Origin of the sequence: Mucilaginibacter mallensis (genome assembly GCF_900105165.1) — a bacterium.
Classification (GTDB): Bacteria; Bacteroidota; Bacteroidia; order Sphingobacteriales; family Sphingobacteriaceae; genus Mucilaginibacter; species Mucilaginibacter mallensis.
The window spans coordinates 4,707,792-4,731,728 of sequence record NZ_LT629740.1; the positions used below are offsets into that span (position 1 = coordinate 4,707,792).

The window sequence follows — 23,937 nt, forward strand, 5'->3', positions numbered from 1 at the left end:
ACTTCGTGTTCTTATAAACAAGATCAAATATTGTTTGAGCAAAGGGCTTCACTGGCCAATACACCAAAACCAAAAGATTCAACCGCATTAGATAGCTACCGGATTAAACCTCAGGACATACTTCAGATACGTAACCTGCAAAACATGTCATACATAGTGGGCGATATGGGTAGCCAGGCCGCGTCACCAACAACAACGGCATCAGCATCACCTTCATCAAGCAGTACCTCACCCTCGCAAGGGCAAACCTACCAGGTTGAGGTTGATGGCAGTGTAGCATTGCCTGTTATTGGCCACATACCGGTTGCCGGCCTAACCCGGATAGAAGCTTCAAATAAAATAGAAGCGCTTTATCGTGAAAAGCTACTTAAAGACCCTATAATTGAGTTGAAAATTGTAAACCTTCAGGTAACCATGCTTGGGGAAATAAAAACCCAGGGCAATTATCCTTTAGTAAAAGATAGAACTACATTAGTTGAAATGATTGGCGAGGCAGGTGGCCTTACTGATAAGGCTAATGAAAAAAACATAAAGATCATCAGGGGCAATCCCAAACAACCTGAAATTACAGAAGTTGACCTCGGCAGTATAACCTCATTATCAAACCCGGCAACAATACTTCAAAATGGCGATATCATTTATATAGCAGAAAATAAACGTGCTGTAAAATCAGACAAATTACAGTCTTTCTCAACTGTAATTCAACCCTTTTTACTTTTAGTTAACACAGCTTTAATAATTTTTACGCTTACACGTAAATAATGGAAGAAACCGAGAAGATATCTAAGAGGTTACCTAATCAGGAACTCGACTATTTTAAAATTGCCAAAATACTTATAAGCCGCTGGTATTGGATAGTAGCTTCAATAAGCGTGTGTATGCTTGTAGCCTATGCTTATTTGTGGTATACGCCAAAAAATTATGCTACATCGGCCACGATGAAGTTTGAGGAAAAAAAATCTGAGATATCTGACCTTGTAAGTGTTATTAATGCAGATAAAGGGCCATCAAGGGTACAAAGTGAAACTTATGTAATACAAAGTCGGAGCCTGATACTTGATGCCATTAAGGACCTGGATTACCGTATCAGTTTTTATGTAGGTGGTCGCATACGTACAAGTGATCTTTACCCTGAAAAGCCTTTAAATATTCAACTGTTAAAGTTCGACAGCACAAATTATTTTCATGATCTGATCAGCTTTCAGCCCGTTAATAACAATTCATTTCGCCTTAGTTACAAAGAAGCTGGTAAAACCGTAAAAAAAGTACTCAATTATAACACGCCTGTAAGTGTAGGGCCAACTGCATTCAGCATTAAAAAGCCTGCTTATATATTAAACAAGGTTGTTTACCTGTTTAAGTTTAACACACCTGAGGATTACATGAGCAGGGTAAAAGGTGGCCTCCGCACCAGCGAGGTATCAAAAAACTCAAACATTATCTCCTTACAGCAAACCGATTATAATCCTCAGTTTGCAGCCGATGTGTTAAACGCGATAATGATGGAGTATTTGAACTATGACCGCAATCAAAAAACATTGTCGGCCACCCAAATGATTCACTTCATTCAAAACCAGCTCGATACACTTTCTGCAGAGGTCCGTGGTTCAGCCATCAAGATCAAAGAGAACAAGGAAAATTCAAAGGTTATTGATGTAACCACCTCAACACAAAGTGCATTAAACGGGGCTAAAGACCTGGAAACACAGATCTCTCTGTTGAAGATCCAGGAGATAGCAATAGATCAGCTTAAAAAGCAAATCACCAGTGAAGCCGATAATATAAATATTAACTTCAAGATGGAGGGGGTGATTGATCCTTTACTCGGCGCATTAATTGAAACACTTGATGGCCTGTTGCTGAAAAAAAGCGATATGCTAAAGCAGTTTAATGCCAACTCGCAACCTGTACAGGATGTTAATCAGCAAATATTGCAGTTAAAAAATGCAGCACTCAACAATATCAATGAATCACGTATCCGCATTGAAAAAAGTATAAGCTATCTGAATGATAAATTAAACCAGGTTAATCAGCAAATAGCACTGCTACCTGAAGCTGAACGCGAAATGGTTAGCCTGAAACGTGATTTTGAGGTTAATGATAAAGTTTACGCCTTCTTATCTGAGAAGAAATTAGAAGCACAAATAAGTCGCTCGGCAATATTACCCGGCGCTACAATTATTGAACAGGCCCAACCAAACTACTCCCCGGTTTCACCTAATGAAAGTGGTATACACCGTACAGCCATAATTTTAGGTATACTTTTAGGCTTAGGCTTAATCATATTGATCAGGGTTCTGAATCCTTATATATATGATAAGGAAACTATTGAAAGCCTTACAACCATCCCTATTCTTGGTATTATCAGAAAATTCCCTGATGATATGGATTCAGATAATAAACAAATTCTGGCCATAAGCAAGCCTAAATCTGTTTTTGCCGAATCGGTACGTTCGGTGCGTACCAATTTAAGCTTTTTAGCTTCAGAGAAAACCAGCAAGGTGATCTGCGTTACATCAGAAGTAGCGGGCGAAGGAAAATCATTCGTGGCTATTAACTTGTCAAGCACGCTATCGCTTATTGATAAAAAGGTTATACTAATAGCAGCTGATTTACGCCGTTCAAAAATCCACAAAACCTTTGATGTGCCCAATGATAAAGGTTTAAGTAATTACCTTGCCAATCAATGTACTATTGATGAGGTTATATTGCACTCAAAGCAGGAGAACCTGGATTTTATGGTATCAGGCTCTGTTCCACCTAACCCATCTGAGCTTTTACACAGCCCACGTATGGCCGCCCTTATTGCAGAGCTAAAAACCAGGTACGATATTATTATGATTGATACTGCACCAATAGGCCTGGTTTCTGATGCTATACCGCTCATAAGGGCAAGTGATGTCAATGCATTTGTTATCAGATCAGGTAAATCAAAATATTATGCCGCCACTATACCCCAACGCATCGCCCATGAATACCACCTGGAGAATACAGTAATTATATTAAATGCTTTTGCCGAAGACTTGCTGCACTCACGATATTACACCACTAAGTTCACCGGCGAAAATTATGGTAGCCGATATTATTATTATTCTGATTATTTAGGTTACGAAAGCTCGGGTTATTACGTGGATTCTGACAAAGCAAAGTGGTGGGACATCAGACGTTGGTTTAAAAAACAATAGGCTTTTAGTTTATGGGTGTAAAATTAGATACAGGCAAATGGTACCCGGTTTACACAAACCCACGAGCTGAAAAAAAGGCATATCAATCCTTGATTAACAAAGGAGTTGAAGCTTACCTGCCCTTACAACGGCAGCTTAAAAAATGGAGCGACCGGAAGAAATGGGTAGAAGAACCTTTCATTAAATCATACTTGTTTGTGCATATTAAAGAGCACGAGCAAACCGAAGTATTAATGACAAAGGGCATAGCACGGTTTTTATATTTTGGAGGCCGGATTACCGCTATGCCCGACCGGCAGATAGAACAACTTAAATTATTAATTGCAAGCCCATTTGAACTGGAAGTAACTGAAGAAAATTTGCAACCAGGCGAAAAAATAATTATAAAAGCAGGCCCGCTTAAAGGTATGACCGGTGAGATCATATCCTACCGGTCACAAAAACAGTTGGCATTACGGCTTGAAAGTTTGGGCTGCACTATTATTGTGCATGTTGCAGCTTCAATAATTGATAGATTTTAAAGGTACCTATATATACCAAACGGCATTTTTGATTAATTAAATGCCATGAGTTCAATTAACCGGCATTGTTTTAACCATGCTGATAAACAGTGAGTTGCATATAACCAATGTGACTGACGCGGCGAAGCCATGAATATACCCCAATTATGTGCAGAATTGCTGGAATAATATCTTACCGCTTACAATCGGAAGAGATCAAAACTAAGGTGAAGACTATGTGTCATGCCTTACAACATGGTGGCCCCGATGATGAGGGCATTTTTTCAGATAATGAAAAACACCTGGCATTTGGGCACCGGAGACTTTCAATTATTGATTTAAGCCGTAATGGCCATCAGCCAATGGCCGATGTACAGGAGCAAGCGTGGATAACATTCAATGGCGAGATATATAATTACAGGGAGCTAAAAAATGAACTTTTGCTTGTCGGGGCAAGTTTTCATTCGGGTACCGATACCGAGGTTATTATACAAGCGTACCTGTACTGGGGCGTTTCAGCATTCCAAAAGCTACGCGGAATGTTTGCTTTTGCACTTTATGATAAGGCAAAAGCATTAACCTATCTGGTACGTGACACAGCGGGCATAAAACCCCTATATTATCATATTGAAAACGGACAGCTAAGCTTTTCATCCGAAGTAAAAGCCTTAAAAACTGCCGGTATAGCTACCCAGACCGACAGCCAATGGCAGGTACGTTTTTTAGCATTTGGGCACATACCCGAGCCCTATACCACATTAAAAAACGTATTCAGCCTGCCTAAAGGTCACTTTTTATGCTGGGATAATAACAAAAGCACGTTTACAAGCGGTGAATATTATACACATGTAAAAGAATCATACATCACCAACGAAAATGAAGCTAAACAGCTCTTACATGATGCGCTAACATCTTCAATCGACCGCCAGTTGATAGCTGACGCGCAGGTTGGTGTTTTTTTAAGCGGGGGTATTGATTCGAGCCTTATTACTTTACTTGCAAACGCGCGAAAAACAACTCGGTTAAAAACTATATCCATATTTTTTAACGAAAAGGCTTATGATGAAAGCGCCTATCAAAATGTAGTATTTAATGAAATACAGGGCGAAAAGTTTACGCATTTGGTAAAACAGCACGATTTCGAAGAATCTTTTCCGCAAATACTGGCTGCTATGGATATGCCTACAACCGATGGCATTAATACCTGGTTCATCAGTAAATATGCCCAGCAGGATGGCTTAAAAGCCGTACTTTCAGGCCTTGGTGCCGACGAACTATTTGGTGGGTATCCATCTTTTAACAGGATACAATATTTAAGATCTTTAAGAAAGATACCTGCACAGCTGGTTTCACTTGCATTACCTTTTGCGCCTGATCAGTATAAAAAAATAGAATTTTTATCGCATAATCATCCCCTGGCCGATTATCTTTTATTGCGCGGGCTATTTACCCCTGCCGATATAGCCAAGATACTTAATACTGATGTTAAGCAGGTTACTGATATATTATTTAGCGATACTATTACATCAGGCTGCAAGCATTATGATGAGGAATATGCCGCCTGGATGGAAACAAACCTTTACATGCAGAATCAACTATTACGGGATACAGATATAATGAGCATGAGCCACGGCTTAGAAGTAAGAGTTCCTTTTCTTGATGAGGATTTCCACCGTTTAACCATGCGTATCTCACCTGATATTAGGTTCAGCAAAATACAGGGTAAAAAACTATTGATTGATAGCTTTAAAGATATACTGCCCGAAAAGATTTGGAACAGGCCAAAAATGGGTTTCTCATTCCCGCTGCAACAATGGATGCAACAACTCCCTGCAACTAGCAATTACAACCTGTACCAGGGAAAAACAGCACAAAACGTGATTAAAAAATTTAAAGAAAATAAGGTGCATTGGTCAAAAAGCTTTGCATTATACCAGCTAAAAACGCATGAGTAAAAAAGTAATGCTTTTTAGTTTACAAACGTTCAGCACAACGGGCGGCATTCAAAAAATGACCCGCACGCTTGCGCATTCTCTATACCATGTCGCCAAAGAAAATAACTGGGATTTTAAAATGCTTGCGGCCTATGATGCAGATCATGACCTGATGCCGCAATACCTGCCCTCAGAAAATTTCAGGGGCTTTAACTCAAACAGGATTAGCTTTGTGCTACAATCGCTAAAAGAAGCAGCAAAGGCTGATGTTATTATATTAAGCCATATTAACCTGGCATTTATTGGCGTAATTATAAAAACAATTAACCCAAAATGTAAGGTATGGCTCATAGCGCATGGTATTGAGGTTTGGCGGCCGTTATCAAAGTTAAAAAAAGTACTTTTATCAAAATGCGATAAGGTTATATCCGTGAGCAATTTCACACGGCAGCAGGTAATTACAATGCATAATGCTGATGCGGCCAAAAGCTTTGTTTTAAACAACGCGATAGATCCTTTCATGAAATTGCCGCATACATTTTCAAAACCGCAAAGCCTGCTTACCAAATATGGTTTAACCGGTAACGAACCTTTAATATTTACCCTAACAAGGCTGGCAGCCTCGGAGCAATACAAGGGTCATGAGCAGGTTATAAAAGCTATAGGCAAACTAAAAAACAAATTACCAGCTATTAAATATATGCTCTCCGGGCAATATGATACTGAAGAGGGCATACGCATAAAAGAACTTATAGCAGCAAATAACGTACAAGAGCAGGTAATATTAACGGGCTTTGTAGCCGAAAAAGATTTGTCTGATCATTTTTTGTTAGCCGATCTGTTTGTGCTGCCCAGTAAAAAGGAAGGTTTCGGAATTGTGTTTATTGAAGCGCTGGCATGTGGCCTACCCGTTATTTGCGGTAATGCCGATGGCAGTATTGATGCCATACGCAACGGCGAACTGGGCAAAGCAATTGATGTAAACAACATAACCGAACTGGAAGAGGCAATAACCGAAAGCCTAAAAGTGCCGCTAACATTACAACAACGCGAAAATCTGCAGCAACAATGTTTGCTTCATTTTAATGAACAGGATTATATGAATAAATTACAGCAATTATTAAATGACGGATCAATCAGCTAATAAAGAGCATTGGGATATTGAGATCAGCGCTAAAAGCAGTCTGCTTGACCTAAAGCTGAAGGATACCTGGCATTACCGCGACCTGCTTTTTCTGCTGGTACGCCGCGATTTTGTATCATTTTATAAGCAAACCATATTGGGCCCGCTTTGGTTTTTTATACAGCCCATAGTTACCATTTTAATTTATAACCTGGTATTCAGCAACCTGGCCGGTATAAAAACGCCGGGGGTACCAGCCCCGCTCTTCTATTTGGCAGGCACTATCCTCTGGAATTATTTTTCAGATTGTCTTACAAAAACATCCACCGTGTTTAAAGATAACGCGGCCATGTTGGGTAAGGTTTATTTCCCAAGGCTTATTATGCCCTTAAGTATTGTGCTATCAAATCTGGTAAGATTTGCTGTTCAGTTCATTTTATTTATAGTACTCATCGGCATTTATTATGCAAAAGGCATTGTTCTTATTCCAACCGGTATAATATTGCTATTTCCTTTGCTTATCATTCTTATTGCGGCTCTGGGTCTTGGTTTAGGCATGATCATATCAGCTGTTACCACAAAATACCGCGATCTGGCCTTTGTGGTGACATTCGCTGTGCCTTTGTTAATGTATACTACTACCGTTATTTATCCCTTATCAACCGCTATTACTAAATATCCCAAATACAGCTGGATAATAAAATATAACCCCGTAACCCCAGTGATCGAAACTTTCAGATATGGATTCTTCGGCACCGGTGATTTTACCTGGGGCCTGTTAGGATATAGCTGTGCAGTAACTGCTGTTATACTCTTTTTGGGTATAGTTATTTTTAATAAAGTAGAAAGAACCTTTGTTGATACCGTGTAATGACTAAAGTTATAAAAGCAGAAGGGCTGTCAAAAGCATACCAGTTAGGCGATTTTGGTACAGGCACCGTCTCGCGCGATCTGGAGCGCTTTTGGGCACGGATGCGTGGAAAAGAAGATCCCTTTCTTAAAATTGGCGAAACAAACGACCGTACAGTAAAAAGCGAAAGCGATATTGTATGGAGTATAAAAGACATGAACTTTGAGATTGAACAGGGTGATGCCGTGGGCATTATTGGCCGCAATGGCGCAGGCAAAAGCACACTGCTTAAAGTACTAAGCCGCGTTACCTCCCCTACAACAGGCTCCGTAAAAATAAAGGGCCGTATAGCAAGCTTGCTCGAAGTTGGTACAGGCTTTCACCCTGAATTAACCGGGCGTGAAAACATATTTTTAAATGGTGCCATACTTGGCATGCGCAAAACCGAGATCAAACGCAAGTTTGATGAGATAGTAGCATTTGCCGGGGTTGAACGTTATATTGATACTCCTGTAAAACGCTACTCATCGGGTATGTATGTGCGCCTGGCTTTTGCAGTTGCAGCGCATTTAGAATCAGAAATTCTTATAGTTGATGAAGTATTAGCCGTAGGCGATGCTGAATTTCAAAAGAAATGCCTGGGCAAAATGGGCGACATCAGCAAAGGCGAAGGCAGAACAGTATTGTTTGTGAGCCACAATATGGGTGCTGTAAATTCACTTTGCACCAGCGGTATCTATTTAAAAAATGGTATGATCGAAAAACGGGGCGATATCGTTTCTGTTATACAACACTATAATTCGGTTAACCAAACGCTGTCTGCCGCCAATAGCTCAACTTCTTCAAAACCTCAGATCACCCAGGTGGTAATTGATGCTGATGAGATCATAAATGGCAATTTAAAGTGCACTGTATTCTTTAATTCACCATTTGTAATCGACTCGCCGAATGTGGGTGTGGTAATTAAAACAGCATTTGGCAATCCTGTATTTGGCACAAATTTTAAGCTTCACGCACTTAACCATACTAATACACCTGTACAAAATGGCCAGGCTACACTGTTTGTTCCTGATTTGCCATTGCATTACGGAACTTACTTGTTAAGTGCCTTTTTAGGCGATGATCAAACCGATTTTGATCTGAAAATAGATTATTTAACTTTTGATTTCTTCCCTAAAAACAAATTGCTGCACCAATATAATATCGAAGATATTGGCGCAGTTCAGGTTAATGCCGATTGGTCGCTTTTAGCCGATCGCACTTAATTATTTCAATTGAAACGACATTTTAAAATAGCAAGCTTTTTTAGAATTTTATCTGCCAGGATAGCTGGGATAGATATTAACTATGCTGTTAAATTACATCCGCGCGTAACTTTAAAGCTTACATTTTTAAACAGGAGTACCGGTGCAATCAGCATAGCTGAGGATTGTGAAATAGGAACAGGAGCTGTCCTAAACTCATACGGCGGAAAAATTAACATAGCGCAATTTGTATATATTGGTGAATACGTGGTAATATATGGCCATGGAGGGGTAGAAATTGGTGCGAAAACATTAATAGCAATGCACACCTGTATAGTTTCATCTAACCATACGGTGCCCGGTCAAAGTATCCCCATTAGGTCAATGCCCGATATATTACTACCGGTTAAAATAGGTTCAGATGTTTGGATTGGTGCCGGTTGCAAAATATTAGGCGGTGTTACTATTGGCGATGGTTGTGTAATTGGGGCAGGTTCGGTAGTAACAAAAGATCTGCCGCCTTACAGTATCAGCGTTGGTAACCCGGCCAGAGTTATTAAATACCGTGAAGAATAAACTGCATATTACTTGAGTTTAAATAACAACATACCTGCTGTATCGGTAATTATACCAACCTATAATCCCGGTTTAGAAAATCTTCAGCAAACGTTAAATGGCTTAAAAAATCAAGACCTACCTGTAGATTCATGGGAATGTATCATTGTAGATAACGCCTCGGTTAACAATACACTTCAATTAATTGATACCGGCTGGCATCCCAATTTCAGAATTGTTAAAGAAAGCAGGCAAGGATTAACTTTTGCACGATTAAAAGGTTACGAAGAAAGCAAAGCTAACCTGATTATACTGGTAGACGATGATAACATCTTAGCTCCTGATTATTTATCAATAGCGCTGTCTTTATTTAATAAACACCCAAAACTTGGTGTTGCAGGTGGTAAAAGCATCGGTGTTTTTGAAAGCCAGCCCGACGAATGGTTTCAGCAATTCTATAGTTTAGTTGCGGTAAGGCCACATGAGCAGCCACAAACTATTACCGGTAATTTATCAAACGGTTATCCACCCATCGCCCCTATTGGTGCAGGCATGATATTAAGCCGTAAATGTTTTGAACAATATTATAATTATATCAAATCAAACAAAAGCATAGTAAAAGACAGAACAGGCAATAACTTAAGCTCCGGAGGTGATAATGAGATCAATATCATCGCTTTAAAAAACGGATTTAAAGTCGGCTATTTTCCCGAATTAAGCTTACAACACCTTATAAATAATGGCCGCTTAGCCGTCCCGTATCTGAAAAGATTAAATTATTCATCCAATAACTCGTGGGTAAAGGTCTTATATGCCCATGATCTGTGCCCGTGGAAACCTATTTCTCCACTAGGCGTCATACCCAGGAACATCAAAGCGTTTTTCAATTATAAACCATGGAAAAGCCCGGCAAATGCCATTAAGTACCATGGTGCCCGCGGATTATTCAAAGGCTTGTCTGAACTAACAGAATCATAAGTCTTAACCTTTGGCTAATGTCAAACGTTAAACAATTATATTACCCCCCCATCTTGCAACGATTAATAAACTTCTTATACCGCACCCCAAAATCAAAATTAAAAACCTATAAGCGTTTTGGAGGCTACTATAATTACCAAAAAGTAATTAACGGCAATAAGCAAATGAAAAGGGCAGCGTACAAGTTACCCATATCCCCAAGCTATGCCGATGGTTTGCCTGTTTATTTTTTAACGGGTAAAAAATACATCCACCAAACCTTGTTTTGTATAAGCTCTCTTTTAAAGGTAAGTACAGAAAGATTTCATTTTGTACTTATTGACGATGGAACTTTTACGCCTGCAATAGCTGATTTGATTTCAACAAAATTACCCGGAGCTACCATAGTAACTAACGACCAGATAAACACCAACCTGGAAAAACATTTACCTGCTGATAAGTACCCTGTTTTACACCATAAACGTAGCGTATATCCGCATATTAAAAAAATGCTGGATGTTCATACCGCCGGTATAAGCGATTGGAAACTCGTATTGGACTCCGATATGCTTTTCTGGAAAGAGCCCAAAGCCATGATTAACTGGCTTAAAAACCCCGACAGTCCATTACATATGGTTGATACTGTAAATAGCTATGGCTATTCACCCGCACTCATGCATGAACTATGCGGATCAGAAATTCCAAAACTGATCAATGTGGGTGCTATTGGCTTAAACACTACCACTTTAAACTGGGATGCCATAGAGTTTTGGGTAAAAACACTTGAAGAAAAAGAAGGCACCAGCTATTATCTTGAGCAAGCATTATCGGCTATGCTTATAGGGCAAACACCATCGGTAGTTTTAGATAAGGACGACTATAAAGTAAACCCGTCTGCTGCCGACCTGCAACAAACAGCAAACACGTTACATCATTATGTCGATCTGTCAAAAGAAATATATTTGAAGAACGCCTGGAAATTGATACATGAATAGCCCTTTAGTTTCCATTTGCATGCCCGCTTATAATGCTGGATCATATATTATCGAATCAATTAATTCGGTCATTGATCAATCCTATAAAAATTGGGAACTGATCATCGTAAATGATGGATCTACCGACAATACAAGTGAACAGCTTGAAAAATTAAAGGATGATAGAATAAAAATCTATCACCAGGAGAATAAGGGTCAATGCACTGCTGCTAATAAAGCATTCTCATTATCTAAAGGCGAACTGATAAAGTTTATGGATGCCGATGATTTGATATCTCCTGATTTCATTAAAAACCAGGTTGAAGTTATCGCCGGTAGTGAAAAAACAATCGCTTCAGCTTCCTGGGGGCGATTCTACAATAACGATTTAAATACTTTCAAGCTAGTAACAGATAGCATTAAAAGCGATAGGGCACCGATTGATTGGCTGGTTGAATCAATGACCGGAAAGCAGGTCATGTTGCAATGTGCCTTATGGCTGATCCCAAGGCCTATATTAACCGTATCAGGCTTATGGAACGAAAAACTGTCATTAATAAACGACTTTGAATTTTTTATAAGAGTATTCTTAAAAGCCGAAAAAATCAGCTACGCCGACGATGCCATATTGTATTACAGAAGCGGCTTAAATCAGTCTTTATCCGGATTGAAATCTAAAAAGGGAGCTGAATCTGCTTATGAATCGATCGATTTAGGCGTTAAACATATGTTGGACTATGAATCTAGTCCTCGTATAAGAAACCTCGCAGCCAATCATTTTCAACATTTTGTCTATGATTTTTATCCATCGCATGCATCTGTTACCAACAAGGCGGAACAAAAAATTAAAGACTTTGGCGGTTCCAGTATTTCATATGCTTCCAGAGGTTACACTAAAATATTAACACAAATCATTGGCTGGAAAGCTTGTAAAAAAATCAAGTACACTTTATCAGCATTTAAAAATTGTTAAATCTATAAATAATGCCTACCTGTAGAGTTTACCTGTTTACCTATGATCGCAATGAAATGCTTAAACGGGCTATTGCCAGTTTAATTGGTCAAACATTTACAGATTGGGTATGCGAGCTGCACAATGATTTGCCCGGCAATACTTTTCCCGAAGAATACGTAAGATCACTGGGCGACGACCGCTTCATCATAAAAACTCATCCTGTAAATTTAGGTACTACCCAATCATTCAACCTGGCTTTTGCCGGTTGCGACGAAGATTACGCCACCATGCTTGAAGATGACAACTGGTGGGAACCTACTTTTTTAGAGGAGATGATCCGGGTAATGGAGAAGGACAACAGCATAGCTGTTAGCTGGTGCAATATGCATATCTGGAAAGAGAATGAAGACCGTACCTGGCATGATACCGGCAAAACTATCTGGCCTGTTAACCATGATCGTTTCTTTACCTGGCCTCAGCCATCACAGGCATTAGGGCATCTTCACTCTACTGGTGCAATGTTGTACAGGGGTAGTAAAGCTGCACAATACCAGATCCCTCCCGGCTCCTTATCAAACGCGGTAGAAGTTATCAGGGAAAGGGCTTTTGAACACCCTATATTTTTAAATTCAAAAGTATTGGCCAACTTTTCGCAAACGCTGGTTACCAGCCAAACAAAGGACAAAATAAAATGGACAGGCACACTGATCATGACAGTGGCATCATACATTAACAGCAGCAGTAACCCAAAGGCCACAACAAAACAGTTGCTGGAGTTTTACCGTACACGGCGGCCATCGCCTGTAGCGGTATTTTTCCTGGCGGTTTGCTTCTACCTCAAAAAACCATCATTACTGCTTAATTTAAATGCTAATGATTGGTACAGAACTATAAGATGGTGCGTGGGGAATATAGCCAACATAAAACCTATGGCGGCATACTTAAAAAGCCAGGAAGAAACCTGGAAATATCTAAAAGCCAATACAAAACAATTCGAATCAGTTTAATTACCAGCCAATACAAATGCGCATACTCTTAATTATGAATCCCGGTATCCCCGTTCCTCCTAAATTATACGGAGGGATTGAACGTATTGTATACCTGTTAGCCGAAGAGTACCACAGGCTTGGCCATGAAGTTACATTGCTTGCCGGGCCAGAATCCTATTGCAGCGGCACTACTATCACCTTTGGTTCAAACAAAGCCAAACAAAGTAAATGGGATAGTATAAAAGAGATTGCATTTGCCTGGAAGTTCTTAAAAACCCGTCATAAGGATTTTGATCTCATCCATAATTTCGGGCGGTTGATCTATTTTTTACCTATTCTAAATAGCCCGGCAAATAAAATAATGTCGTACCAGCGGCAGATATCAACTAAAGGAATAGAATTCATGTCTGCCAGAGCAAAGCACCTCACTTTTACCGGCTGCAGCAATTACTGCGTATCCACCGGTAATGTTGCAGGCAGATGGGCAACGGTGTATAATGCACTCGACTTTTCAAAATACGACCTGAAGGATACCGTACCTGCTGACGCGCCATTAATGTTCCTGGGCCGCCTTGATGAAATTAAAGGTTTGCATACAGCAATGGATGTCGCCAAAGCTACAGGTTCCAAATTATGGATAGGCGGCAACATACCCACTACTCCAGATAACTATGCTTATTATAAAAGGGAAATTGAGCCCCGGATTGATGGTGAGCAGATCATTTATCTTGGAGAATTAGATGACGAACAAAAAAACAATTATCTCGGCAAAGCAAGAGCTGTATTATTCCCCATACAATGGGATGAGCCATTTGGTATTGTAATGATTGAGGCCATGGCATGCGGCACCCCGGTTATTGCCTTTAAAAGAGGTTCTGTACCCGAAGTAGTTGATGAAGGTATAACCGGCAATGTGGTAACTACTGCAGATCAAATGATCAGCGCGATTTCCGGTTTAAACAATATTAACAGATCGGCGTGCAGATTACGAGCTTATAATAAATTTAATATTAATAAGATCGCCAAAGACTATTTAAATTTATATGAGCATTAATCATATTAATAATATTGGGGTTGAAATATAAAGTATTACTGCTAACATCCGGCCAACCCTCCCTAAACCCGCGCCTTGTTAAAGAAGCCGACGCTTTGAGTGATGCCGGTTATGACGTAACTGTACTTTATGTTTACTGGAATGATTGGGCAACAAAATTTGATGCGCTATTATTACAAAACAAAAAATGGAAAGCCATACGCGTAGGCGGCGATCCATATCAGCAAAAAACAACTTATTTTTTTAGCAGGCTGATACATAAAATAAGCAGATCCGTCATACAAAAAACTGGCCCGGTAAATATGCTGTCGCAGACAGCCATATCCCGCGGTGCTTATTTTTTAACACGCGAAGCAAAAAATCATAAAGCCGACCTATATATCGGCCATAACCTGGGCGCTTTAGCAGCGGTTATAAAAGCAGCGGAAAAACACCATGCCAAAAGCGGCTTTGATACCGAGGATTTTCACCGCCAGGAAGTAAGCGACGATAAAAATTCGCTTCATTTTAAAAATGTTAAATATTTAGAGGATAAATATTTAAGCAAAGCTGATTACGTTACCTCGGCAAGCCCACAAATTGCTAATGCTTATGAGCGGTTATATCCCGGCATTAAGCCTGTCTCCATTCTGAATGTATTCCCGCAGGATACAAGCGTTAAAGAGCGGGGTGTTAATAACGGTATAATCAAATTATTCTGGTTCTCACAAACCATAGGTACTAACCGCGGGCTTGAAGAAGTGATAGAGGCACTAAACCGCTTGGATTCAGATAACATTGAGCTGCATTTATTAGGGAACAGTAATGAGAGCATCAAACAGCTGTTTTTAAATAAAGCACGCACCGGTAAACAGCAAATCTTTTTTCATGAACCTATCTTAGCCGATGATCTGATTAGTTTTGCCTCACAATTTGATATAGGTTTGGCATCAGAAAATAGCACGCCTTATAACCGGGATATTTGTTTAACAAACAAGATCTTCACTTACTTACAGGCGGGTTTAACTATCATAGCCAGCGATACAACAGCGCAAAAGGCATTTTTAAATGAATATCCCGGCATTGGAAAAGTATATCAAAAAAATGATATACAATCATTAACAAACATCCTGTCAGTCTATCAGGCCGATAGCGAACTACTGCACAATACTTGCGCCGCTTCATTAAAACTCGGCAGAGAAAAGATGAATTGGGAAAATGAAAATAAAAAATTCCTGAGCTTGGTAGAAAAAACGCTAAACTAATAACAAATCATAATAAGTTTCAACATGGGCATTAAACTACAAGTTGGTATTGCGATTGAAAAAAGTATTGATAAACTAGTTCAGGTAAACTATAAATTACTCCCTTTTATTCCTAACGGCAGAATATTACCGCTAGATTTAAAAAGAGCTTTAATAAAGCCTAAGACTATCTTTGATATAGGCGCTAATATTGGTCAAACGTCAAACTACTTTCTAAAAAACTTTCCTGATGCTGAAATTTACAGCTTTGAACCTGTAGCTGCTACCTATGCGCAATTGGCCGCAAATGTAAAAAGTAATAAGATACATATATATAATGAGGGTTTAGGTGCTGCCGTCTCAAATCAAACTATATATATCAATGATTCAAGTGAAACATCTTCATTAAAAGACGTTGATGGCAAATTCTCCAAAACAGAGGTTGTAAAAATCAATACTGCACAAAACTTTTGCACGCAAAATAAAATAAAAGAAATTGATCTGTTAAAAATAGATGTTGAAGGTTATGAGCTGGAAGTATTGGATGGACTTGGTCCATTATTAAACAATGTAAAAGCCATCTATTCGGAAGTTGGATTTGATAAAAACGACCCTAACAAAACTTATTTTCCTGACCTTCTTGAAAGATGCGAAAAAAGTGGTTTTATCACATCAGGCTTTTATGACCCATATCGTTGGGGTAATGGCAAACTCAACGTTTTTTATAATGTGTTATTAATTAATACTAATCTGATTGATATATAAGGTATTTCAATATAAACGAGTAAAACCTCCTATCACTTTTATTGAATTATTAAAAAAGGGCTGCGTGCCATTTTACGAAAAAAAATATTCTTCTCAGCCAAATTGAAACGCGTACTCATCATCTCACCTTGCCTTCCACCAATAAATGCTGCCGATATGCAGCGGGTACGCATGAGCTTACCTTATTTCGAGGATTGTGGATGGGTGGCAGAAGTAGTTACGGTTGATCCGCAATATGTAGATATGGTTAAGGATGATCTATTATTAAAGAGCGTTCCCCCTGATATTAAAATACATACGGTTAAGGCCTTTGATAAAAAATGGACATCAAAACTGGGCCTAGGCAGTATCGCTTTACGTTCATTATGGTTTTATAAACAAAAAGTTAACGCGCTGCTAAAAGAACAGAAATTCGACCTGATCTACTTTTCTACAACCCAATTCCCGGTGAGCATATTGGGCGCATATTGGAAAAAACGGTTTAACATCCCTTATGTGATCGACATGCAGGACCCATGGCATTCAGAATATTACCGCAATAAACCTAAGGCCGAACAACCTTCAAAATATTGGTTCTCCTATCGTTTAAATAAAACCCTTGAACCCATCGCTGTGAAACACGTGGGCGGTCTTATTAGTGTATCGGTAAGCTATATAGAGGATTTAAAAAACAGATATCCGCAAATAAAGGACATCCCATCATCCGTAATAACATTTGGTGCATTTGAACCTGACTTTAAAATTGCTGCTGAAAATGCTGATAAATTTAATCCATTATTAGATCCGGGGTTCACTAACCTGGTTTACATAGGTCGCGGTGGTTACGATATGCAAAGGGCAATTGATTTTCTGTTTAAAGCATTTAAAGCCGGAATGAAAACCGATGCCAATAACTTTCAATCAATAAAGATGTACTTTATTGGTACAAGTTATGCACCTGCAGGTGGGGGAAAACAAACCATTATGCCCCTGGCTAAACAATATGGTATTGAAAACAATGTTATCGAAATTACCGACCGCATAAGTTATTACCATACCCTTGCAACCTTAAACCAGGCCGATGCATTATTTATTCCAGGTTCCGACGATCCTAAATACACAGCATCAAAAATATATCCATACCTGTTGGCTAAAAAGCCTTTGCTCACTATATTTCACGAAAACAGCAGTGCCAATAATGTATTGAGAACCTGTTGTGACAACGCGTCGGTACAAACTTTCCCAACCCGGGAAGGTGAAATCACAAGCAACATAACCGGTTTCCTTACCGGGCTGGCAAAAAAGGAGTTGCCCGCCGTTATATTAAAAGATGAATTTGACCGGTATAGCGCCGCCGCAATGACTGAAGCGCAAATCGCGCTGTTCAATAAAGTACTGACCAAAAAATGAAAAAGCTGGCCATAATTACTACGCACCCCATTCAATATTACTCGCCGGTATTTAAATTACTGCACCAAAGGCAGCAAATTGAGATTAAGGTTTTTTATACCTGGGGCGAAGGCGCCGTGAATAAATTTGATCCGGGCTTTGGCAAAACGGTACAATGGGACTTGCCATTGCTCGATGGCTATCCTTATGAGTGGGTTATCAATACTTCAAAAAATCCGGGGTCACATAGCTTTAATGGTATTATAACCCCTGGTTTAATTCAGCAAATAAAAGACTATGCCCCTGATGCTATACTAATTTACGGATGGGCGTATGCCAGCCATTTAAAGGTGCTCAGGCATTTCAAAAACAAAATACCCATTATATTCAGGGGCGATTCAACCTTGCTCCGTAAAGAAGGTGGTTTTAAAGCGTTGCTAAAATTTGTTTTATTAAGGTGGATATATACCCATGTTAACCATGCCCTGTATGTGGGCACAAACAACAACGCTTATTTTAAAAAGTATGGCCTAAAGGAACAACAGCTTAGCTTTGCACCTCATGCCATAGATAATGAAAGATTTGCACAAAAAAGGAATGATGAGGTAAAAGCGCTGCGTGATGGATTAGGCCTCGATGATAATGACATACTTATTTTATTCGCCGGCAAATTTGAAGATATAAAATCTCCTTTTTTATTGCTTGATGCCTTTCAATCAATAAATAAAGAAAATGTTCATCTGCTGCTTGTTGGCAACGGGGCATTGGAAAATGAATTAAAACTGAAAGCAGCCGAAAATCCTAATATTCATTTTATGGGTTTTCAAAATCAATCTTATATACCGGTTGTGTACCAGGCATGCGATCTTTTTTGCCTGCCATCAAAATCAGAAACCTGGGGGCTTGCTATAAATGAAGCTATGGTATGCCAAAAAGCTGTTTTGGCATCAGATAAAGTTGGCTGTGCCATTGATTTGATTCTCCCTGGTAACAACGGAGCCATATTTAAAGAATCATCATTAGCTGATTTGGTCTTACAATTGAATAACTTAGTCGAGAAAAACACAGACGGTTTAAAATCAATGGGCAAATCATCCAAACAAATAATTAACGACTGGAATTTCGAAAAACAAGCCCAGGCAATTGAAAAAGCTGTATAAATGAAACACGTTTCGTTTGAAAGGTACTTAATTCTGTACGTGCCATGGGTGCTTGCGCTATTGTTTCAATCAATGCCTGCAGTGTCCTATCTTATTGCATGGCTCGGTTCATTCTTTATTTTTTTCCTTGTATACACAGGCAGAATAAAACCTTTACCTACCGATCGTACCATCGCTGAACAGATTATGCGGCCTATCTTCATAGTCCAAATCATCTTTGTTGGGTATATGGCCTGTTCGTCTATCTTTTACTTTTTAAATTTATACGGGTATGATAACTTTCATAAAACAAATGAATATCTTCTGGTAGATCAAGACAAATTGGCACTCGTGGCTCAATGCCAGCGGTATTACATATTGGGCCATGCCGCTCTTGTTACTGGCATGCTGATATTTATGAAATACCCTGTCGAAACAAAATACTATATTGAAAAAGAAAAAATGGCTAATATGGTTCTGATAATGGCCCTGATAGCCTTTCCTGTATCCCTGTTTTTCTTAAATGTTCCTGGCTTAACCCAATTTTATTATCAATTAAACTCATTGAGCTTTATTGCCGGCACGCTGGCATTAGCATTTGCCATCCCACTACAAAAAATATGGAACACTATTATATGCCTGGTATTGTATTGTTTCAACTTTTATCAAGGGGTAATTTCCGGTTATAAGGAACCTATTATAATAAGTGTTATGGTGTTAGGTCTCTTTCTATATCCGAGCTATAAAAAAATAGTTCTGGTAGTATTTGTTCCGGCATTATTACTATTATTCGTGATACTTCCTAAGTTCGCTGCCACATTTCGCCAGAATGCATGGTCGGGTGAAACACAAGCTGATGAAGCCACAGCTCTTGCTCTTGACGCGGCGCTGAATGATGATTCAAAAGATGGAACAAACTGGGATTTCCTGGTTAACAGGCTCAGCGAAATAGATATGTTTACCGTATACGTCCAGTCTACCCCCCAAAATATTGATTATTACGGCTTTCAGTTATTAAAGCAATCGGCAATAGTACTTGTACCCCGTATATTCTGGCCCGGAAAACCAATCACCGAAGATCTGGTAATGGAACGGGTATATGACGCCGGGGCGGTGAACAGAAATTCACAGGTTTCGGCCAAGCCAGCTTATATAGTAGATACTTACCTCTCAGGAGGCACCTTCGGTGTGTTTATCGGCCTTTTTCTGTATGGTGCCATAGCCTCGGCTATCTCTGTTAAAGCCGAGAAGCTTTTTGGCGGATATACCTTAGGCACAGCCCTCATTTTTACCGGTCTGTTCCAGATATTTTGGCGGGGACTTAGTTTTGAATTCCTGATCAACTCCGTTTTTTGGGGTTATATCAGTATGCTTGTCATAGCTAAAATTCTTACAGCAACTAAAATTTTAAAAGAGATTTGAAAATACTTCAGATCAGCGCATCATATAAACCGGCTTATATCTATGGCGGCCCAATCATGTCGGTGTCAATGCTGGCCGAGCAATTATCCAAATTAGAGGCGGAAGTAACCGTTTTTACCACTACGGCTAATGGATTAAACGAATTACCTGTTAATACAAACCAACCTGTATTTATTGATGGCGTAACTGTTATTTATTTTAAACGCATAACTAAAGACCATACCCATCTCTCACCTGCCCTGCTAAAAAACGTTTGGCAAAAAGCCAGGGATTATGATGTTGTTCATATCCATGCCTGGTGGAACCTGGTTTCCATGCTATCATGCCTTATAGCGGTAATGCGCAATGTAAAAGTTGTTGTATCACCAAGGGGAACACTTAGCAACTATTCATTCAACAACAAAAACAACGGCATAAAAGGATTAATACATACCTTTTTAACAAAGCCATTGCTTAAAAAATGTGATATCCATACTACTTCTGATAATGAATATTCAGCAGTTAAAAGTATCATCCAGGCCAAACACATTTTTAATATCCCCAACTTCATCCGGCTTAATGTAAATAAGCAATATGCGGTTGTACCTTCTATCGACCATATCAAACTAATTTTTCTTTCCCGAATAGAAGAAAAAAAAGGGTTGGACATTCTGTTTGATGCGCTTAAAGACGTTCAGATACCATATAGGCTAACTATTGCCGGTGATGGCAATAGTGATTATATTAAGTCGCTTAAAGCAATCGCTGTAAATAATAATATTGATGCACATATAGATTGGATAGGCTTTCAAAGCGATAATAAGTTTGATCTGCTGCATGAGCATGACCTGCTTGTACTGCCATCACATGATGAAAACTTTGGCAACGTAGTTATCGAAAGCCTGAGTGTGGGTACAGCAGTATTAATAAGCGAACAGGTGGGCTTGGCTGATTATGTGGTTACTAATAACTTAGGCTGGATATGCCAAACAAATGCCTCTTCAGTAAGTGCTGCAATCAGCACCATTAACAGCAGGTTTGATGAATTACAGCGAATAAGAAAGGAAGCGCCTGCAATTATTTTAGAGGATTTTAACTATAACAACATGGCCGTAAAATATATAAATATGTACAATCAAATAATTACAAAATGAGTGAGTATAAAGAATTCGGATACGAAAACGCTGATCCTTTTCACACATTCTTTTATATTAAAAAGGAGTTGCTCCCGCTGCTGAATAAAGACACCAATAAATGCATTTTGGATATGGGTTGTGGCAATGGCTATATGGCTAACTACCTGATATCAAAAGGATTTAACGTTTATGGTACTGATGCTTCTGAAGACGGTATCGCAATTGCCCGTCAGCAACACCCCGACCGTTTTTTTATCCAGGATTTTTCAACGGATGAATTACCGGAAGAATTGAAAGGGATTACATTTGATACCATCATCTCAACAGAAGTAATTGAACATTTGTATGATCCCTTTCAGTTTGCCGAACTGTGCCACAAGATATTAGACAAAAGCAAAGGTGAACTGATATTAACCACCCCTTACCATGGCTATTTAAAAAACCTGCTATTAAGTATATTTGATAAATGGGATAAGCACATCGACCCTTTATGGCAGGGCGGGCATATCAAGTTCTGGTCGAAGAAATCAATTACACAATTGTTAAACGAACGCGGTTTTAAGGTAACTGATTTTAGAGGCTGCGGCAGGCTGCCCTACTTATGGATGACGATGATGATAAAAGTAAAAGTAGCGTGACAGATAAGTTTTCGGTTATTGTTTTAACTTATAACGAAGAGCGCAACATCCGGGCCTGCCTGGAAAGCCTGCAGCCGCTAAATGTTGCCATATTTATTGTTGATTCCGGCTCTACCGATAAAACGCTGGAGATTTGCAGCGAATATACTGCCAATATTTTTCATCACCCTTTTGAAAACTATAGCGTTCAAAGAAACTGGGCCTTTAATAACCTCCCGATAACTACCGGCTGGGTACTCAATCTTGATGCCGATCACCGGGCTACTCCTGAACTTGCGACTGAACTCACTGCTACATTTAACCAGCCTATAGATACTGATATTAACGGTTTCCTGGTGAGCCGCAGAACTATGTTTATGGATAAATGGATAAAACATGGCGGCCACTACCCTACCTATCATGCCATACTATTCAGAAAAGGTTTTGGCCAGTGCGAGAATAAGCTATATGATCAGCACTTTAAAATAACCGGTAAAACCAAAATTTTAAAAGGTGATATGATAGATATTATCACCGAATCATTAAATACTTTTATTGCAAGGCATAACCATTGGGCAACTCTTGAAGCGGAATACTTGATCAGTACCGCTAATGATGACACCGTAAATGGTGAGGTGATAAAAGCCAAATTAACCGGCAACCCCATTGAGCGCAGACGTTACATTAAAAAACAATATGAAAGCTTCCCGCTGTTTGTAAGGCCCATTGTGTACTTTATAATCAGGTATTTTATTCGATTAGGATTTTTGGATGGAACAGAAGGATTGATCTTCCATTTTTTACAGGGTTTCTGGTTCCGTTTTTTGATTGACGCCAAAATTTATGAAAAAAGGAAAAAGGCAGGCAAAGCTTCAGGTTCAAATCAAATAATCAAGTTTATTTTCTCGTTCATATTTTTGTTCCTGGTCTTCTATTTTTTTAATATCATGTTTTTTGGGCTTACCAGCCAGGGTAATCACTACAGCCCCTTTTTAGCAGAGCACTTAAACTACATACAAGGTTTGCGTTCTTTATTATTGAGTACCAGCGCATCTATATTAAATATGCTGGGCTTTACGGCTATTACCAGTAATACCGAAATGCTGGTTGTCGGGCACCAGGCCATACAGGTAGTATACTCCTGCCTTGGCTTGGGTATTATCAGTTTCTTTACGGCATTTGTGCTGGCATACCCTAAACCATTAAAAAAGAAACTGATCTTTATTGCAGCGGGTATCTTTATCATTGAACTTTTAAATGTGATCCGTTTTGTATTGCTGGGTTTGTATTGGAATAAAAATGCCGCTAAAACTATCGACCATCATACACTATTTAATATCTTTATCTATATAATTATAGCTATAAGCTTGTATTTTTGGATAAAGAACCCTGTAACCGAAAACAAGGAGCATGCAGCAAACTAATCTTTCGGCTTATAATAATTACCCTTTTCATCCCGGTGGCAACCCGCTGAAAAGGATAGTATGGTTTTATATTAATGCTGTAGTTTTTAAAACCAGCCTATTGCCGGTTAATAGCATTAAGGTGTTCTTACTCCGTTTATTTGGGGCTAAGATCGGTAACAACGTAACTATAAAACCCTGTGTAAACATTAAATACCCCTGGTTTTTAACCATAGGCGATGAAACATGGATCGGCGAAAACGTGTGGATAGATAACCTGGTAATGATTACCATAGGTGCTAACGCCTGCCTTTCGCAGGGTGCATTATTACTTACAGGCAGCCACAACTATAAAAAATCAACTTTCGATCTGATAACAGGCAGTATAATTTTAGAGGATGGTGCCTGGATAGGTGCGCAGGCTATAGTGAACCAGGGCGTTACCGTTGCCAGTCATGCGGTACTTACCTCGGGTTCGGTAGCCACTAAAGACCTCGCGGCATATGCCATTTACCAGGGAAACCCTGCGGTAAAAGTAAGGGAGCGGATTATAAATTAATTTATT

Annotated in this window: 22 protein-coding genes; all 22 read left to right on the top strand. The window is 39.3% G+C overall.

From position 1 onward, the window contains the following. Positions 1-30 precede the first annotated feature (30 nt). A complete protein-coding gene (locus BLU33_RS19130; protein WP_172829266.1) occupies positions 31-762 on the top strand; it encodes a polysaccharide biosynthesis/export family protein in 732 nt (243 codons plus the stop codon). Then, positions 762-3,185, top strand: coding sequence for a polysaccharide biosynthesis tyrosine autokinase (locus BLU33_RS19135; RefSeq protein WP_232009331.1), 2,424 nt, complete (start codon positions 762-764; stop codon positions 3,183-3,185). Before BLU33_RS19130 ends, BLU33_RS19135 begins: the two co-directional genes overlap by 1 nt. An 11-nt stretch (positions 3,186-3,196) precedes the next feature. Further along, on the top strand, positions 3,197-3,706 hold the full coding sequence (locus BLU33_RS19140; protein WP_091376821.1) for a UpxY family transcription antiterminator: 510 nt from the start codon (positions 3,197-3,199) through the stop codon (positions 3,704-3,706). 146 nt (positions 3,707-3,852) lie between these two features. Then, on the top strand, positions 3,853-5,640 hold the full coding sequence (gene asnB / locus BLU33_RS19145; RefSeq protein WP_091376824.1) for an asparagine synthase (glutamine-hydrolyzing): 1,788 nt from the start codon (positions 3,853-3,855) through the stop codon (positions 5,638-5,640). Then, a complete protein-coding gene (locus BLU33_RS19150; protein WP_091376827.1) occupies positions 5,633-6,763 on the top strand; it encodes a glycosyltransferase family 4 protein in 1,131 nt (376 codons plus the stop codon). Before asnB ends, BLU33_RS19150 begins: the two co-directional genes overlap by 8 nt. Then, positions 6,744-7,613: an ABC transporter permease gene (locus BLU33_RS19155; RefSeq protein WP_091376831.1), complete on the top strand. Its 870-nt coding sequence runs from the start codon at positions 6,744-6,746 to the stop codon at positions 7,611-7,613. The genes BLU33_RS19150 and BLU33_RS19155 overlap by 20 nt, the downstream gene beginning before the upstream one ends. Further along, a complete protein-coding gene (locus tag BLU33_RS19160) occupies positions 7,613-8,857 on the top strand; it encodes an ABC transporter ATP-binding protein (RefSeq protein ID WP_091376834.1) in 1,245 nt (414 codons plus the stop codon). The genes BLU33_RS19155 and BLU33_RS19160 overlap by 1 nt, the downstream gene beginning before the upstream one ends. Before the next feature lie 9 nt (positions 8,858-8,866). Continuing rightward, positions 8,867-9,412 (top strand): acyltransferase, encoded by a 546-nt coding sequence (locus tag BLU33_RS25650; protein ID WP_091376837.1) that lies wholly within the window; start codon positions 8,867-8,869, stop codon positions 9,410-9,412. A gap of 12 nt (positions 9,413-9,424) precedes the next feature. After that, on the top strand, positions 9,425-10,369 hold the full coding sequence (locus tag BLU33_RS19170; RefSeq protein WP_091376840.1) for a glycosyltransferase: 945 nt from the start codon (positions 9,425-9,427) through the stop codon (positions 10,367-10,369). A gap of 53 nt (positions 10,370-10,422) precedes the next feature. Beyond that, a complete protein-coding gene (locus tag BLU33_RS19175; protein ID WP_157682257.1) occupies positions 10,423-11,343 on the top strand; it encodes a glycosyl transferase in 921 nt (306 codons plus the stop codon). Between the two features lie 19 nt (positions 11,344-11,362). Continuing rightward, entirely contained in the window at positions 11,363-12,295 is a 933-nt protein-coding gene (locus BLU33_RS19180; RefSeq protein ID WP_157682259.1) for a glycosyltransferase family 2 protein, read from the top strand. 11 nt (positions 12,296-12,306) lie between these two features. Beyond that, positions 12,307-13,284: a glycosyltransferase gene (locus tag BLU33_RS19185; protein ID WP_091376850.1), complete on the top strand. Its 978-nt coding sequence runs from the start codon at positions 12,307-12,309 to the stop codon at positions 13,282-13,284. A gap of 16 nt (positions 13,285-13,300) precedes the next feature. Continuing rightward, positions 13,301-14,320 (top strand): glycosyltransferase family 4 protein, encoded by a 1,020-nt coding sequence (locus BLU33_RS19190; RefSeq protein WP_091376853.1) that lies wholly within the window; start codon positions 13,301-13,303, stop codon positions 14,318-14,320. Between the two features lie 20 nt (positions 14,321-14,340). Continuing rightward, entirely contained in the window at positions 14,341-15,564 is a 1,224-nt protein-coding gene (locus BLU33_RS19195; RefSeq protein WP_157682261.1) for a glycosyltransferase family protein, read from the top strand. Positions 15,565-15,588: 24 nt separating this feature from the next. Then, positions 15,589-16,308, top strand: a complete 720-nt coding sequence (locus tag BLU33_RS19200) for an FkbM family methyltransferase (RefSeq protein ID WP_091376861.1) — start codon at positions 15,589-15,591, stop codon at positions 16,306-16,308. Between the two features lie 102 nt (positions 16,309-16,410). Further along, complete coding sequence (locus BLU33_RS19205; protein WP_172829267.1) at positions 16,411-17,697, top strand: glycosyltransferase family protein; 1,287 nt, start codon at positions 16,411-16,413, stop codon at positions 17,695-17,697. After that, positions 17,694-18,836 (top strand): glycosyltransferase family 4 protein, encoded by a 1,143-nt coding sequence (locus BLU33_RS19210; protein WP_091376863.1) that lies wholly within the window; start codon positions 17,694-17,696, stop codon positions 18,834-18,836. Before BLU33_RS19205 ends, BLU33_RS19210 begins: the two co-directional genes overlap by 4 nt. Then, positions 18,837-20,237, top strand: coding sequence for an exosortase Y-associated Wzy-like protein (locus BLU33_RS19215; protein WP_091376867.1), 1,401 nt, complete (start codon positions 18,837-18,839; stop codon positions 20,235-20,237). It begins immediately after the preceding gene. Continuing rightward, positions 20,234-21,370 carry an XrtY-associated glycosyltransferase XYAG1 gene (locus tag BLU33_RS19220; protein WP_091376871.1) on the top strand — a complete coding sequence of 379 codons (1,137 nt, stop codon included), beginning with the start codon at positions 20,234-20,236 and terminating at the stop codon, positions 21,368-21,370. The genes BLU33_RS19215 and BLU33_RS19220 overlap by 4 nt, the downstream gene beginning before the upstream one ends. Continuing rightward, complete coding sequence (locus tag BLU33_RS19225) at positions 21,367-21,990, top strand: class I SAM-dependent methyltransferase (protein WP_091376874.1); 624 nt, start codon at positions 21,367-21,369, stop codon at positions 21,988-21,990. The genes BLU33_RS19220 and BLU33_RS19225 overlap by 4 nt, the downstream gene beginning before the upstream one ends. Continuing rightward, complete coding sequence (gene xrtY / locus BLU33_RS25215; RefSeq protein WP_157682263.1) at positions 21,954-23,393, top strand: exosortase Y; 1,440 nt, start codon at positions 21,954-21,956, stop codon at positions 23,391-23,393. The genes BLU33_RS19225 and xrtY overlap by 37 nt, the downstream gene beginning before the upstream one ends. Further along, positions 23,380-23,931 carry a putative colanic acid biosynthesis acetyltransferase gene (locus BLU33_RS19235; protein WP_091376877.1) on the top strand — a complete coding sequence of 184 codons (552 nt, stop codon included), beginning with the start codon at positions 23,380-23,382 and terminating at the stop codon, positions 23,929-23,931. The genes xrtY and BLU33_RS19235 overlap by 14 nt, the downstream gene beginning before the upstream one ends. The last annotated feature ends 6 nt before the right edge of the window (positions 23,932-23,937 follow it).